The 15,321-nt window shown below is 53.6% G+C and carries 17 protein-coding genes; 11 read left to right on the top strand and 6 right to left on the bottom strand.

Annotated elements, in window-relative coordinates; genetic code table 11:
• Positions 1–17: 17 nt before the first annotated feature.
• Both C814_RS15990 and C814_RS15985 read left to right on the top strand, forming a co-directional pair.
• Entirely contained in the window at positions 18–755 is a 738-nt protein-coding gene (locus C814_RS15990; protein ID WP_016316419.1) for a pseudouridine synthase, read from the top strand.
• Between the two features lie 14 nt (positions 756–769).
• Positions 770–1,144 carry a hypothetical protein gene (locus tag C814_RS15985; RefSeq protein WP_016316418.1) on the top strand — a complete coding sequence of 125 codons (375 nt, stop codon included), beginning with the start codon at positions 770–772 and terminating at the stop codon, positions 1,142–1,144.
• Positions 1,145–1,233: 89 nt separating this feature from the next.
• On the opposite strand, the gene C814_RS15980 is transcribed toward C814_RS15985, so the two are convergent.
• From C814_RS15980 to C814_RS15970, 3 genes are all read right to left on the bottom strand, one after another.
• Positions 1,234–2,181, bottom strand: coding sequence for a GDP-mannose 4,6-dehydratase (locus tag C814_RS15980; RefSeq protein WP_016316417.1), 948 nt, complete (start codon positions 2,179–2,181; stop codon positions 1,234–1,236).
• A gap of 67 nt (positions 2,182–2,248) precedes the next feature.
• A complete protein-coding gene (gene gmd / locus C814_RS15975) occupies positions 2,249–3,280 on the bottom strand; it encodes a GDP-mannose 4,6-dehydratase (protein WP_016316416.1) in 1,032 nt (343 codons plus the stop codon).
• 16 nt (positions 3,281–3,296) lie between these two features.
• Entirely contained in the window at positions 3,297–4,373 is a 1,077-nt protein-coding gene (locus C814_RS15970) for a mannose-1-phosphate guanylyltransferase (protein WP_016316415.1), read from the bottom strand.
• A gap of 437 nt (positions 4,374–4,810) precedes the next feature.
• Here C814_RS15970 and C814_RS15965 point away from each other — a divergent pair, with 437 nt between their 5' ends.
• Positions 4,811–6,085 (top strand): glycosyltransferase family 4 protein, encoded by a 1,275-nt coding sequence (locus tag C814_RS15965; protein ID WP_016316414.1) that lies wholly within the window; start codon positions 4,811–4,813, stop codon positions 6,083–6,085.
• A gap of 42 nt (positions 6,086–6,127) precedes the next feature.
• Here C814_RS15965 and C814_RS24610 read toward each other — a convergent pair whose 3' ends face one another.
• The gene (locus C814_RS24610) at positions 6,128–6,922 is read right to left on the bottom strand and encodes a M23 family metallopeptidase (RefSeq protein WP_016316413.1); all 795 of its coding nucleotides are present in this window, start codon (positions 6,920–6,922) and stop codon (positions 6,128–6,130) included.
• A gap of 370 nt (positions 6,923–7,292) precedes the next feature.
• On the opposite strand from C814_RS24610, the gene C814_RS15960 reads away from it, so the two are divergent.
• Positions 7,293–7,928 (top strand): corrinoid protein, encoded by a 636-nt coding sequence (locus C814_RS15960; RefSeq protein WP_022788467.1) that lies wholly within the window; start codon positions 7,293–7,295, stop codon positions 7,926–7,928.
• Positions 7,929–7,989: 61 nt separating this feature from the next.
• Positions 7,990–9,075, top strand: coding sequence for a zinc ribbon domain-containing protein (locus C814_RS15955; protein WP_016316411.1), 1,086 nt, complete (start codon positions 7,990–7,992; stop codon positions 9,073–9,075).
• Positions 9,076–9,144: 69 nt separating this feature from the next.
• On the opposite strand, the gene C814_RS24845 is transcribed toward C814_RS15955, so the two are convergent.
• Positions 9,145–9,969, bottom strand: a complete 825-nt coding sequence (locus C814_RS24845) for a hypothetical protein (RefSeq protein ID WP_207637138.1) — start codon at positions 9,967–9,969, stop codon at positions 9,145–9,147.
• Positions 9,970–10,612: 643 nt separating this feature from the next.
• Here C814_RS24845 and C814_RS15945 point away from each other — a divergent pair.
• From C814_RS15945 to C814_RS23765, 6 genes are all read left to right on the top strand, one after another.
• Entirely contained in the window at positions 10,613–11,113 is a 501-nt protein-coding gene (locus C814_RS15945; protein ID WP_016316409.1) for a tRNA (cytidine(34)-2'-O)-methyltransferase, read from the top strand.
• Between the two features lie 10 nt (positions 11,114–11,123).
• Positions 11,124–12,059, top strand: coding sequence for a DegV family protein (locus tag C814_RS15940; RefSeq protein WP_016316408.1), 936 nt, complete (start codon positions 11,124–11,126; stop codon positions 12,057–12,059).
• Between the two features lie 94 nt (positions 12,060–12,153).
• Positions 12,154–13,038: a hypothetical protein gene (locus tag C814_RS15935; protein ID WP_016316407.1), complete on the top strand. Its 885-nt coding sequence runs from the start codon at positions 12,154–12,156 to the stop codon at positions 13,036–13,038.
• Between the two features lie 165 nt (positions 13,039–13,203).
• The gene (locus C814_RS15930; protein ID WP_016316406.1) at positions 13,204–13,611 is read left to right on the top strand and encodes a BlaI/MecI/CopY family transcriptional regulator; all 408 of its coding nucleotides are present in this window, start codon (positions 13,204–13,206) and stop codon (positions 13,609–13,611) included.
• Between the two features lies 1 nt (position 13,612).
• On the top strand, positions 13,613–14,764 hold the full coding sequence (locus C814_RS15925; RefSeq protein ID WP_016316405.1) for a M56 family metallopeptidase: 1,152 nt from the start codon (positions 13,613–13,615) through the stop codon (positions 14,762–14,764).
• On the top strand, positions 14,751–15,008 hold the full coding sequence (locus C814_RS23765) for a hypothetical protein (RefSeq protein WP_155846403.1): 258 nt from the start codon (positions 14,751–14,753) through the stop codon (positions 15,006–15,008). The genes C814_RS15925 and C814_RS23765 overlap by 14 nt, the downstream gene beginning before the upstream one ends.
• A gap of 70 nt (positions 15,009–15,078) precedes the next feature.
• Here the strand turns inward: C814_RS23765 and C814_RS24405 are convergent.
• Positions 15,079–15,321: hypothetical protein (locus tag C814_RS24405; RefSeq protein WP_207637137.1), on the bottom strand; the 243-nt coding region annotated here is incomplete at its 5' end.

The following is a 15,321-nucleotide window of genomic DNA, read 5'->3' as shown; positions in this document are numbered from 1 at the left end:
AAAGACAGGTAAAATTTATGGCACAGGGAAAAGGCATCCGGATTCAGAAGGTACTTTCGGATCATGGCGTCATGTCCCGCCGCAAGGCGGAAGAGGCGATCCGAAACGGACGGATCACTGTCAACGGGCATCCCGCCCAGCTGGGCAACCCGGTCAACCCCAACCGCGACATCATCGCGGTCGATGGAAAGCGGATCGTATTCCAGCGCAAAAAGAAAAACTGTTACGTCATGCTGCATAAACCGCGCGGCTATGTCACCACCACCTCAGATGAGATGGGGCGCAGATGCGTCACCGATCTGGTGAAAGACCTGCCCATGCGGGTCTACCCGGTGGGCAGGCTCGACCGCAACAGCGAAGGGCTGCTTCTGCTCACAAACGACGGGAACTTCGCCAACCTGATTATGCATCCGTCCAACCACATTTCCAAAACCTACCGGGTGACCGCCCGTCCGGGAATCACCGATGAACAGGCGGCGCAGATGGCCGCGGGCGTGATGCTCGACGGTCGGATGACCCTGCCGGCCACCGTCCTGGTGCTCGAGAAGGGAGAGGGCCGGGTCGTACTCCAGATCACAATCCAGGAGGGGCGCAACCGGCAGGTGCGCCGGATGTGCGAGGCAGTCGGGCTGGAGGTCGCGCGGCTCAAACGCACTTCGATCGGCCCGCTCAAGCTGGGGATGCTCCAACCGGGACACTGGCGGGAGCTGAAGCCTTCCGAGGTCGCTGCCCTGCGCAATGCGGCGGCGAAATAGGATGGAGGTGCAGGATGTTTCAGATTCGCAGATTATCCGATCCGCGGCTTTCCGCGCGGGTATGCGGCAGCTTCGGGCTGGATGGAAAAAACGTGTTCGCCTACGCGGCCTTTCAGAAGGATGAGGTGCTCGCAACCGCCGTATTCACCCTTGAGGAGGGATGCGTGGTGCTTGAAGGGGCGGACACTGGCCGGCGCACCGACCTCCCATTGATCGACGGGATGGCGCGCGCGGCGTTCGCGGCGCAGCTCCGGAATGGGGTCGCAGCAGCCCGGTTGAGCGGCCGGCTTCCGGCAGAACTGCGCCATTCGCTCAACAAACTGGGCTATGCCGCCGAAGGTTCGTTCTCCCTACAGGAATTCTTTGAAAAAAAGAATTGCAGCCACTGAACAAAAGCCAGCTTTGCGGCGGCATATCCGATCGGAAAACCAAAAAGGACGCGGATTTCTCTTCCGCGTCCTTTTTCTTTCAAGACAGTTTATCCCGCCTTGACCTTGTTTCTCCAATCCTCTACGATCTCCCGGATGGTTTGTTCCAGTGCAATCTGCCGCTCCCATCCGGTATCCGCACACAGCTTTGAAATATCCGCCTCAATGATCGGCACATCGACCGGGCGCATCCGGCTGCTGTCCACCCGGACTTCTATCTTCTGATTCGACAGGGACAATATCTGGTCCAATATCTCCTGGATGGCCACCGCATGGCCGCTCCCGACATTGTAAAGCTCCCCGGGCCTGCCGTTCTCCATCAAAAGCCGGTATGCACGAACTACGTCACGGACATCCGTAAAATCCCGTTTAGCGCTGAGGTTCCCGACCGAAATGACCGGTTCCCGGATCCCGGCTTCGATCTCCGCGACCTGTTTGCAGAAATCCGAAACCACAAAGATCGGCGCCTGTCCCGGCGCGATATGGTTAAACGCCCGTACCCGGATGATATCCATCCCATAGGCGTCCGCATAGATTTTCCCGATCATGTTCTGACACGCCTTGGTCGCGGCGTAGATGTTTCCGGGACGCAGGTTGTTTTCCTCCTGAATCGGGATTTCTTCCGGTTTCACATGCCCATATTCTTCGCCCGACCCGATCAACAGGATCCTGGGCCTGTAATCCAGCGCGCGGGCCGCATCCAGCAGATTGATAACCCCCTTGATGTTCACATCCGCTGTCAAAGCCGGATTCTTCCAGGACAGGGCGACCGAGCTTTGTGCCGCCAGATGGAAAATACAATCCGGACGCACCTGCTCCAGCAGGGTCCTGATCTGCCCTATCTCCAGAATATCCAGATCAAACAGGCTGATCCCCTGGCCAGGGACCTCCTCATGTTTGAGCTTGGTGGCACTGACCTGCCAGTTACACGCATCGCGCAGATGGCTGATCAAATAGTGCCCGACAAACCCTGCCGCCCCAATGATTAGCGCTTTCATGACAAATCCACCTCCAACGCTTTTTCAGATTTTAAAAACAGCCATTAAAGGCCCGCAGGCAGCGGTTTCAGATGGCGTTGAGCCGGATTTCTTTCCCGACCAGCTCCATATCATTCTTTACCATACGCTCAACCAGTTCACTGAACGGGATTTCCCGTTTCCAGCCCAGATTCCCCTCCGCTTTTGCGGGATTCCCTAGCAGGATTTCCACCTCCGCAGGACGGAAGAATTTCGGGTTCACCTTCACGATGGTCTTTCCGGTCGCCGCATCCTTTCCGATCTCGTTGACGCCTTCTCCCTGCCATTCGACCGTAATCCCGACATGGCGGAATGCGGTTTCCACAAATTCGCGGACGGTGCGGGTTTCATTCGTCGCGATCACATAATCGTCCGGAGACTCCTGCTGCAGCATCAGCCACATGGCGCGCACATAGTCCTTGGAATGCCCCCAGTCGCGTTTGGCGTCCATGTTCCCCAGCTCCAGGGACTCCTGCACCCCCAGCTTGATCCGGGCGACTGCATCGGTGATCTTACGGGTCACAAACTCTTTCCCGCGCCGCTCCGACTCGTGGTTGAACAGGATGCCCGAACAGGCGTACAGCCCAAAGCTTTCCCGATAGTTTTTCGTGATCCAGTGCCCGTAGAGTTTGGCGACTCCGTAGGGGCTTCTGGGGTAAAACGGGGTTTTCTCGGTCTGCGGCATCTCCTGCACCAATCCGAACATTTCAGAAGTGGAGGCCTGATAAAAGCGGCATTTGGGATTCACGGTGCGGATCGCCTCAAGCATGTTGGTGACGCCTACCGCGTCGATCTCCGCGGTGGCGATCGGCTGTTCCCAGCTCGTAGCCACAAACGACTGTGCCGCCAGGTTATACACCTCATCCGCCTGCGAAATTTTCATCGCATTGATGAGCGAAACCACGTCGGTCATGTCCGCATAGATAAAATGGATCCGGTCCTTGATATGCTCCACATTCCCGTAATCCACGACGCTCTTCCTGCGCATGATCCCATAAACTTCATAGCCATTTTCCAGCAGCAGTTCCGAAAGATAGGACCCGTCCTGCCCGGTAATCCCAGTAATCAACGCATGTTTCATTTTCTTTTCCCCTTTACTAAATCAGTTCATTGCGGTTGCAGATTTTCAGGTTTTCGATCACCTTTTTAATGTCCTGAGCCGCGTCTTTGGCGCAGACCAGAAGTGCATCTTCGGTATCAACGATCACCATGTCCTCAAGCCCTACAGCGGCGATCAGCTTTGACCCGCCGACAATCGTTGTATTTTTGGTTTTGATCGTGACAACATCCCCCTGCACCATGTTTCCGAATTCATTGGTCCGGTTGATGCGCTCAAGGGAGAGCCAGCTTCCCACGTCATCCCAGCCAAAGGTGCCCGGGATGGTATAAATATTCTCCGCTTTTTCCAGGATGCCGTAGTCGATCGACTCGGATTGGAACCCGGCAAAGCAGGTTTTCAGGACCAGATCAAAATTTTTCTGTCCGACCGCATCCCGGATTCTGACCAGGCCCGCATAGGTATCGGGCATGAACTGCCTAAACTTTTCCAGAATCGTGGAGAGCTTCCAGATGAACATACCGCTGTTCCAGAGGTACTGTCCCGAACTGAGGTATTCTTTCGCGGTGTCGATATCCGGCTTTTCCACAAACCGGTTGACCTTGTAAATCCCCCGCTGCTTGTTGGCCTCGTCCCTGACAAAATTGATGTATCCGTACCCGGTTTCCGGATAGGTCGGGGTGATCCCCAGTGTTACAAGGTTCTCCCCCTCCTGCGCAAGATCGATCGCCTGCCGCAGGGTGTCCACATACATCTCGGTATACTTGATCAGATGGTCGGAAGGGAGGACCAGCATCACCGCGTCCTCGTACTTTGACTGGATCACCGCCGCCGCCAGGCCGATACAGGGGGCGGTATTTCTTGACATCGGCTCCGCGAGGATGTTCTCTGGCGGCAGCTCGGGCATCTGCTCTTTTACGATCTCCACATAATCCTGATTTGTCACGATATAAACATCACCGAGGTCCACCACCGGCAGCAGACGCTCTACCGTATGCTGGAGCATGGTTTTTCCGTCGGTCGTCAACGAAAGGAACTGTTTCGGAAAGCTGCTCCTGCTCTTGGGCCAGAAACGCTCCCCTTTTCCGCCTGCCATAATCACTGCTGTTGTCTTCATGAAAACGCCCCTTACTTACTGAGCCTGTCCGGAAAGGCAAAACCAGCCGGCTTTGCCCGGGTTTCCCTGGGCAGACCTGTATTTTTCTCTTCCTGGTTGTTGAAAGGTTCGCTTGAGGGTTTGTCCCATAATCTTTATATCAGGGGGATTTTTACCCAAAACCCCTCTCTCCGCTCTGACCAGCCAGGACCAGGACACCCTCAAAAAAGCGCTTTTCCGGATGGCGTATTCCGCCATATACACGCGGCGGCAGGAACCCTGTCCCCAACGCCGCGGCCTTTGAGCAGACTGGCAGACCTTTTCACACAAATGGTTCCAAATGGGCCGCTGCTTGCGCTTTTGCGAATTTTCAGATATACTTATGATTATACTTGAACACGGTCGAAATTGCAACCCATACGGCCCGCTAAATCCCATCTCTTTTCCATGGAGGTTTTATGCATCATTCTGTGTTTCGTTTTTTGTGGAGGATCGTAACCGCCTGCAAGCCTTTTTTAAAAAAAATCGTTCCATCTGCGCTCCTCAAGCGGGTGCAGCCATGGGCTACACGGAGAAAGCTGGCGGTCGTGCTCTCTTCCTTCCAGCACCGGTTCTGCCGCTCCGCCGCTCCCGACGGTGTCAATCTGATCGGTTACATCAAAGGGGAGATCGGGCTGGGACAGAGCTGTCGGTTGGTTGCGGATGCGCTGGCGCAGAGCGGCGCAGCGTTCACGATCTATAATGTCGATCAGATCGGCCAGATGCGCCATTCCGATTCTACATGGGATTCGAAAATCACCAATACGGTCCCGTTCAATATCAATCTCATCCACATCAACCCCTCCGAGCTGGTTGCCGCCTACTTTCAGCTTCCGGCATCTATGTGGGCGCAGCACTATAACATCGGCTTCTGGCTTTGGGAACTGGAGGAATTCCCGGATGAGTGGTGTCTCTGCATGGGGCTGCTGGACGAAATATGGACCCCCGCGGAGTTTGTCAGCGAAAGCATCCGCAAAAAAACCTCTCTTCCTGTTCGAACAGTCCCTTATGCGATCAGTGCTCCAACCGACGACGCCTGTTCACGCAGTTGGTTCCACCTCCCGGAAAACCAGTTCCTCTATCTCACCATGTATGACTGCAACAGCACCATCCAGCGTAAAAACCCGTTGGGGGTTATCGCCGCCTATAAGCGGGCTTTCCCGGTCGAGAATCCGGAGGTGGGGCTGGTCATCAAGGTAAACAACCCCCAGCAGGCGGATCTGGACATGCTCCGGGCCAGCTTCCAGGGATATCGGAATATCTATCTGATTTCTGATATTTTAACCAAAGTCCAGGTGAATAGCCTGGTAAGCTGTGTGGATGTGCTCGTTTCCCTGCACCGCGCGGAAGGGTTCGGTCTGGCTCTGGCGGAAGCAATGCTGCTCGGGACCCCTGTGGTTGCCACCAACTGGTCGGCCAATACCGAATTCATGAGCCAGGAAACCGCCTGCATGATCGACTATTCGCTGGTTCCGATTGAAGAGGATTATGGCCCATACAAAGCTGGGAACCGCTGGGCGGATGCAGACCTGGAGCAGGCCGCTGAAGCCATGCAGAAGCTCTGGCAGGATCCGGCATTTTACCAGCAGATCTCCCAGAACGCCAAACGATCTGTCACCGAACAGCTGAGCCTCGAACGCGCTGGAAGATGCATCCAGCAGCGCATCGACGAGATTTACAGCCGGCCGGAATAGAAAAAGGAACGGGCGATCCGGATCGTCCGTTCCTTTTGTGCTTTACTTATCCATATAAACGAGCGGATCGAGGAATGTCCCTCCCACCCGAATCTCAAAATGCAGATGGTTCCCGGTCGAGTTCCCGGTCGAGCCAACTTCCGCGATTTTCTCCCCCTGTTTCACCGTCTGCCCAACCGACACATTCAGCTTACTGTTGTGCCCATAGAGGGTCTTGCTGCCATCCGAATGCCCGATGATAACACACCGTCCATACTCGCCGTACCAGCCCGAAAGCTCGACGGTGCCGCCCGCCGCCGCATAGACCGGCGTTCCATAAGGCGCGGCGAGGTCGATCCCATTGTGACCGTGGTAGTCGTAAAAATCCGCTGACAGCCATCCTCTGGTCTTGAGCGGGTTTGCAAACGAGGTTTTCCAAACGCTCCCGTCCGCCGTCGGGGTACGCAGCAGCTTGGTCCCGCGGCGGACCACCTGGTTGACCGGCCGGCCGGTTTCCGTCGTCTTGATCGAAACCACCCTTACCACCTGATCCCCTTCATAGATCACCTGCGCCTCGACCTGCCGCTCGCCCATCACGCCTTCGCTCACCAGCTCGGTATAGCCTCGGTAGGTGTTTGGCAGGTCGACATAGGTCGTCTCGAACGGGATTTTTTCGGTAACGGTCACGGTTTTGGTCTCCTGTGCGGGCGGCGTAAGTGCTTCGGCCTGCATCTTGGGAGAAAACGCGCAGAGCAGCAGGAATGCCATCCCTGCACCTGCTGACGCTATGTATTTTTTCAGTCGTTTTGTCGATTTCCCTGCTGTCGTCGCTTGCTGTTTGACCGCAGGTTTCTCCATGGATCATCCTCCTTTTTTTGATCTGCCCCCCATTCTACCGGCCGTTTATGAATATTCTATGAATTCTCCCGTTTGTTTACGAATCTTTCACGATATTGGAAACCGCTGTGCCGGTGGGTTTCCGTCCCGTTTCCTCTCAAGGCGATTTTTGGCGCAGTCTTGAATTTTGACCGGTTTTGGGGTATGATGTTTTTAGAAGTGATCCGAACGCCCGCTGCTTTGGCAGAGGGTGAATAATCGGGACCAGACGTTTTCGGCCTTTGCAAAGGCTGCGGAATCGAGGGGTACCCCTCTGTCTGTGAGGCGTCGGGTTCCAAACGCATTTGCTGTTGCATTCGGGGGACAAAATCTGTTTTCAGGGGGGCTTATTTTGGAGGGACTGTTGGAGGATCTGAGCAAACTGTTGCAGCAGGGGCGCGCACCCGCTGTCAAACAGCAGATTCAAAAAGCGATAGACGCGGGAATCTCCGCCGACCAGATTTTAAACGATGGGCTGCTGGCCGGCATGAATGTGATCGGTGAAAAATTCAAGGCAAACAAGGTGTTTATCCCTGAAGTGATGCTTGCCGCCCGCGCGATGAACGCCGGCCTTGGGCTTTTGAAACCGCTGCTCGCTGATGCGGGGGTGGAATCGAAGGGCACCGTGGTGATCGGCACTGTCAAGGGCGACCAGCACGATATTGGAAAAAATCTCGTAAAGATGATGTTTGAAGGCAAAGGGTTGAAGGTCATCGACCTAGGGGTGGATGTGCCTGCCGAAAAATACCTGTCCGCAGCACAGGAACATGGTGCGGCAATCATTGCCTGTTCCGCGCTGCTCACGACCACCATGCCCGAAATGAAGCGGGTCGTTGACCTGGTCAGGGAATCGCCGCTTGCCGGGAATGTCAAGGTGATGATCGGCGGCGCACCGGTTACCCAAAGCTACTGTGACACGATCGGTGCGGACAGCTATACCCCCGACGCAGCGACCGCTGCCGAGGTTGCGCTGCGCTTCTGCGAGTAGCAGCGCGAATCTTTGCGCGCTGTTTCCCGATGGGGGCAGCGCTGAAATGAGGTTGATTTGTATGTTTTGCAGAAAGTGCGGACGGGAAATCCCGGAGGACAGCCTTTATTGCTGTTATTGTGGGATCAAACACCCGGAGCAGACGCCCAAAGCCACGGAACCGGTGTCCACTGTTCCGGATGACGACTGCATCCGTCCGGGGATGCCAAAAAAGCACTGCCATGACTGCGGCAAGGAACTTCCCGGAAGCTACATTGATGATGTCTGCGCGATCTGCACCATCCGTCGGAGAAACCAGGAGATCGAACGGGAGCGTGACCGCAAGGACGAGCCTGCCCCCGACCGGGACCGGTACGACATCTCTGACGAGTTCGACCAGAGCGTATTTCAGGGAAGCCACTACTACCATGAAGAAACTGCCCGGCGGTTTGCCCACGGAAAAAAATATCAATCCGCGTCCAAGCTGGATAAGCCGCTCAGAAAGCCTCCTCTGGTTGGATGCCTGCTTACTGTGGTCATCGTCATGATCTTTTTCACTCTGCTGCCTGTGGGATTGTCGTTGGTGTTCTCATACGCGCAGGAGAACGAACAGCTCCACTCGGAAGCGGCTAGTGCCCCCGCTCCGGAAGAGATCGCGACTGACTGGGCGGGATCCCAGCCCGAGGAGCTGGAGCACTTCTGGGAAGAATCCCAGCCGGATACCGAGTATATCGACCCGCTCAGTTCTTTCCAGCTCTTTTTTGACGAGGTTCTCCAGCCAATTACGGTAGCAGTCCTCCAGCAAAACTATGGCTGGGTAGAGGCGGCCCTCTTCGCGGATGATGTTTATACCGATGGGGTGTATATCTACCTGCCTGGGACGGTTGCAGGCGGTGAAGATTCGGTGCTCGAGGAAGAGCCGTTCCTTCTCTGCATCATGGTTTCAGACAGCGCGTTCATGCCGCTTATGCTTTCAGTGGGCGACGAAATGCTGTTTGACGTCCGCGATCAGGTCGGAAACGATGGGAACCTGACCGAATTTGGGGAGCTGATTAGTGAAGACTCAGGCGGAGATATGAAGGCCGGGGATTCGATTTTCCCGGACGATACCCCCTATGTTCTCGCCGGAATCTTCGAGGAGCTTCTGGACCGTTCCCCCAGCTTCTGACCCGCTGCAGGTCTCAGACGATCAAAAATACCGCCGGTTTTGCAACCGGCGGTATTTTTATTCTGTCCGTTATCTGCCTCCTGCGCACAGGTTGCAGGGGTCCGCTTTTCCGGCGGACAACGCCTGCTGTAGGCTCCCGCTCAGAATGGTTTTGGAGCGTTTCAGCGTGGTGCAGTTGGAAGAAAAATGATAGGATTTTCCGCGTGGTACCCAGTAAGCGGTTTGATCCAACGGCCCGGTGACCTCATTGGTGTCGGATGCGTTTTTATCAAGGTCAGCGGTCCAGCTGTTGTCCGCCGGCGGGGATGTGACCGCAGGGGCCGGTGCAGCAGGAACCGGTTGTTTCTGTACGGCAGGCTCCCGCGCAGGCGATTCCGATTGGCCGGAAGATACAGCCCCTGCACGTTCCTGCTCCAATTCCTGCGCGGTAAACGTCGTTGCTGCCCCATCCTGCGTCACGCTTGCAATGCTGAATTTCTCGTCATCATCTGTTTTGGAGATCGTCCAAAGCGGAGTCTGGTTGGCAGACACTGCAAACGTATAGAGGGAAACCTGGTACCCCTCTATCTCTGCAAAGGTGTTATAGAGCGTAACCGCCGCCCATTTCGCCGCTTTCATATCGTTTTGAAGAATTGCCAGCTCTGTATCAACGGCAAATTTGTCTTTTGCCGAGACGGTAACCTCAATTTTGTCTATGCTTGCAGCATTGGCTTTTTCCGCGGCTTTATAAAGTGCAAGTTCCAAAGACAGCCTGTCCGGCTCCATCTCTTTCAGGATTGCCTGGCTGACATTCAACCGCTTTGTTAAGGCCGGTTCGGGCGCTTGCGATCCGGATTCCCTCTCTGCTAGGGAAAGGGAACTGACAGTTGCTGCGGCCGGCAGATGTTCCGGCACTTGCCTTTCGACCCCCAGAGGGGCAGGTGCACAGGCCAGAAAAGAGCAGGAGGCCACACACAATCCGGCGCATGAAAGCCTTTTAAACCGGCTCCCATCCAGCCTTTTTCCCTTTTTCAGAAGGGACAATATTCCGATTGCAGCCAACAGCCAAAGCAACGCAGGCAATCCCCAGCCGAGCACGTCCGCCGCCGTGTTCCCCAATACTGATATGACCGCTTTAGACGTTGGGTTCCATCCGCTGCACTCCCACATCAAAATAAGACCTACAGAAACAAAGAGCAGAAGAGATAAGATGATCCGGATATTTTTTGGATACCATTTTTGTGTTGAACCGCTTTGCTTCTCCATTTCCCTACCTCCTATGTATATTTTTTAAAATATTATCATAGTTTGCACATTCTTTCAACAAGTATTTTTGATGATGTGGAAAAATATCCTTCGAGAAAATCTGTGTTGTCGACCCGGCGGGCAGATAACGGCAGAAGCTTCCCCTATGCTGTTCACAGGACGTCAATTTGCAGGAAAGAAGCGCTTGTACGATATTGACTTCCTCGGGCACAAAATGGTAAAGTAGAGAAAACAGACCGAGGGCTCTGGCTGGGAGCGCCAGCCAGAACTCTGTACCGCGAGGATGGAAAACATGCCGACCTTAAACATTGTTCTGATTGAGCCGCAGATTCCGCAGAATACCGGCAACATCGCGCGCACCTGTGCAGCGACCGGTGCACGCCTGCACCTGGTAGGGCCTTTGGGCTTCGAGATCACCGATGCCAAACTCAAACGCGCGGGGCTGGACTACTGGCATCTGTTGGACATCACGACCTATCCCTCATCGGCCGCATTTTTTGCGCAAAATGAGGGAAGATTTTATTATTTCAGCACCAAAGCACAGCAGACCTATACCGAGCCGCAGTATCCGGACAACACCTACCTTGTATTTGGCCGGGAGGACCGGGGGCTCCCCGAGGAACTTCTCCATGCAAATCCGGAATGCTGCGTACGTCTGCCGATGATCGCGGGGGCACGCAGCCTGAACCTCTCGAATACGGTGGCGGTGGCGGTTTATGAGGCGCTGCGCCAGTGGGAGTTTCCCGAACTGCAAAATGCGGGCAAGCTGACCAAATACGAATGGAACGGATAGGAGAACAGATATGGCAAAAAAAACAGCACACAACCAGAAGATTCTGCTGATGACCGACTCTGCAAGCGACATCAGCGATCAGGACCTGACCGAAGGCGGCATCGTGATGCTGCCGATCCCGATCACGATCGACGGGAAGGGCTATTACGAGCGGGTGGATTTCACGATCCCGGAATTTTACGAAAGGCTGTCCGCAGCAAAGGAGCTGCCAGTCACCAGCCACATCCTGTCGCTGACCTACCAGCAGGCGTATGAGGACGCTTATGCACAGGGCTATACCGATATCATCAATACGACGATCACCTCCGCAGGTTCAAATATGTTTGAAGCGGCGGTTTTTGCAAAAAAGACCTTTTTCGAGGAGCATCCGGACGCGCAGGACAGGCTGCGGATCACAATTCTGGACTCCGGCAGTTATACCCTGGGCTATGGCTACCCGCTGGTTGAGGCGTCCAAGATGGTCAAGGCCGGCAAAACGGCAGAGGATATTGTCTCCTATCTGGACGACTTTTTTTCGACCGTTGAGATTTATTTTGCCCCCTACACCCTGGCCTATGTGAAAAAGTCCGGGCGGGTGCCCGCAGCAGCGGCCTTTGTGGGGGAGGTGCTGGGTCTGCGCCCGATCATCTCGATCATAGACGGAAAAACTACGGTAATTGAAAAGGTGCGCGGCGACAAAAACCTCATCACCCGTCTGGCAGAGGTGGGATACGCCAACTGCGCGGATAAAAAAGCCCCGACCGTCGTGGTCTACGGCTCGGCCGCCGAGTGCGGGGAGGAGATGAGCAAGGCGATTTCCAAACGGTTTGGCCATTCCCCCAAGGCGCTCTGGCAAGCGGGTGCGGCAATCGTCATCAATGCCGGGCCTAAAGTCGTGGGGTTGATCGTCCGGGGCAAGAAGCGGTTGAATACCCGCGCACGTGAACAGGACTATGAACAGGTCTGATGGCGCTTTAACGGTTTCTCTGCGCCAGGGAAAAAAAGGTGGTCCCGCCCAAACCAGATGGTTTTTTCGAAGGACGGTTACGGCGGTCCTTTGCATGGTTCTGGCTGTTCTTCTCTTGTCGACCGGAATTTCGGCAGATATGGGGCCGAAGGCCTCAACCCGCATCCGGTTCGAGGGGCTGGAAGGGCAACGGTACATGGCTACGCTCCTTTCTCCCGAGCCGTTTTGCGGGCCGTATACCGCGCTGGAGGAGTTTCCAGACAATCCGCGCTATACGCCTGAAGACCCGGAATACCCAATCTGGGAAAAATTTGTAGCGTTTGAGGGTCCGGATGGCTGGTACTTCCTGCAATATTTTCAGGACTGTACCGAGACCTCCTCGTTTACCTGGGGCTATTTTCCGCCTGCCCGTTTTAAACTTCTGCTCTATTTTCCCGAGCAGGATGCTTTTGTGGTGAGCGCCGAAAGCTATGAGCGGTACGCATTTGACAGCCTGTTCACCGCTGATCTGCACGATCTTTCGCTGTCGCCGGGCGAGACAAAAATCGGCGAATTTTCAATGCAAAGATCGTATTGTTATCTCTGGCAGATTGTTTCGTTTTTCTGCCGGATGGCTGCAACCATCGCGATCGAACTTGTGGTTGCGGTTCTGTTCTGTTACCGCGCCAGACAGCAGATACGCATTGTTCTGGCGGCTAACCTTGTCACCCAGGGGATTTTGAACCTCCTGCTCAATCTGACCGCCTATCATGCGGGCGGCCTGCTGCTGATGGTCGAATATGTTCTGTTGGAATTTCTGGTATTTCTGCTCGAAGCGACTGCCTATGCGTTTCTGCTGCCCCGGTACCGTCCGGCGGGAGAACCGGCGCGCCGCTGGCTGGCAGTTATCTATGCGCTTGTTGCCAACGGGGTCTCGTTCGCGGCGGGCGCGGCAATCCTGATCGTTACCCCCGGCTTTCTCCTTCCGGTTCCGTTTTGATTTGCCGCGGCTTTTTTAGCCCGCGTCGTACTTTTCGGGGGCAGATACCCGCTTTTTCAAAAAACGGATAAAAATTTCCCTCAGAACTATTGACTTTCTATTTTTTTGTATTATAATTATTTATAAAGTAAATTCCGTTTTAGGAAAAAAGAAAGGAGATGTGCTGTGCCCCAAATTAGAAATCCAATTCAGTTGAGCCGCAGGGAAATGGAGGTCATGACCCTGCTGTGGAAAAGCGATACGCCTTATCTTGCGTCTGAGATTGCCAGGATCAGTTCTACAAGCATCAACACCGTAAATGTGGTTCTGAAAAATCTTCTGAATGCCGGGATGATCGAGATCGCGGACATTGTCCACAGTGGAACCGTTCTTTCCCGTCGGTATAGACCCAATGTGGATCCCGAAGTGTATACGACCGAGCTTTTCATCAAACAGTTCAAAGACATCAGCCCCAAGCTGCCTACGACACAAATCGTTTCCAGACTCCTGGAAGAAGATGTAGACAGAAAGACGATTGATGAGCTGGAGGAGCTTGTTCACCAGCATCGGGAGAAACTCGAGGCGGACTCTTAAGATGATTTCAGCAACCGGTTTGATGAGCATTATTTTTTTCGGCAGTCTGCTGATTTACTTGGTCTGGCGGTTTTTACAAAAGGACGAGTGGCTTGTTTATACCGGTTCGAGAGTGATTATCTGGTTTCTGATGATTGCTATGATCCGCATGGTGATTCCGTTTGAGCTTGGCTTTGAAACCAGTATCTATCTTGGATGGGGCCTGCCTGCATTACGGGATTTCCTGATTACCCCACTTGTATTTGGGGAAATAGCGGTATCCCCGGGAGTGATTCTCGTCACAATCTGGCTAATCGGTGCGGTTATCTGCTTTTCGCGGTCGATGTTTCCTTTTTTGCAGCTTGAAGGAGCTATACGCAAAACGGCGGTTCCTTGTCCTGCGGAAGCAAAAATAGCGTTGGTTGGGTTATGCAAAAAGCGTTCCAAGGGAATTGCAACCTTCCAACTGATATGTTCTCCTCTGGTTAAAGTTCCGATGATGGTTGGATGGCGATACCCAGTCATCGCGATACCTGACATGGAGCTTTCCATTGAGGAATGGTCGCATGTCCTCCGGCATGAGATCGCACATTATGATAACCATGATGCCTGGGTCAAGATATTTTGTGAATTTGTCTGTGCGGTGTATTGGTGGAATCCAATTACATCGCTTCTCAGGAGTCAGCTTGCAAAAGTCTTAGAGCTTCATGCTGATGAAGTGGTTACCCAGTATATGAGCGACAAAGAAACCAATGACTATATGCAGTGTCTGGTGGATGTCGCAAGGATCAGTGTTGATTCGCCGCTTTCCAACTGTGCCTTAGCGTTTGCAACAGCAAAAGAGGCTCCAGTGAAACAGCGATTCCAGTTGCTGTCAATGAGCAATCGGCAGACCAAAGAAGCGCGTCAGCGACATCTTGTACCAAGTATGCTTGTGTGTGCAGCGCTTCTGATTGGCGCTTTTTCTTTTATATTGGAGCCAGAATATCCAGAACTCGCGGACTCTATACCGTTAAGTTCAGAAAATATATTTTCTGTTTTAAGAGATGATGGGCAATATGATGTCTATATTGACGGAGTTTATTGGGGAATAGCTTATGATAGTCGTAATATAGTTTCAGATATGCCAATTTATAAATCTATTGATGAGGTGACACAACTTGAACCTTCGTAAAAAAATGCTGGCTGTTTTTTCTGCTTCTGTGCTTGCTATTTCTTTTATGGGAATACAAGTGTCTGCTGCAGGCTGGTCTGCCCCGCAGATCTCTACAATTAAAAACTCAGGTATAGATGGAGGAAGCATCCAGCCCCGCAAAGATAAGATTGAGTGGGTTTATAAAACCATAGATGGACATATCTATCGTCGCCTTTATAATTATTCTAAAGGGGAATGGGTTGGAGACTGGATTGCCTGCTAAACAAAAATAGAATCGCAGGTAAAAAACGCCGTATTTCGTGATGAAATGCGGCGATCTTTCGTTTATAATCTTAATACGGGTCACCAAACCGGGAGGGGGCTTTTTCTCTTGCAAAAAGCCCCCTCTTGCCGCCCTTCGGGCGGCAATTCACCCGAAAAATGCGCTTCTCAGGATAAAGCGTTCCGCGCTCTGCGGAGCGCGTCGAGGGCTCCGCCCCTCGACCCCGCGATTTTTTGAAAAAAATCGAGTAAAACTTTGGTTTTGGGCAAGCTCTGGCTAAAGCAAAAGAGTTGAATAAAACTTTAGTTTTGGG

Origin of the sequence: Anaerotruncus sp. G3(2012) (genome assembly GCF_000403395.2) — a bacterium.
Classification (GTDB): domain Bacteria; phylum Bacillota; class Clostridia; order Oscillospirales; family Ruminococcaceae; genus Anaerotruncus.
This window is presented reverse-complemented; position numbering and strand designations above follow the sequence as displayed.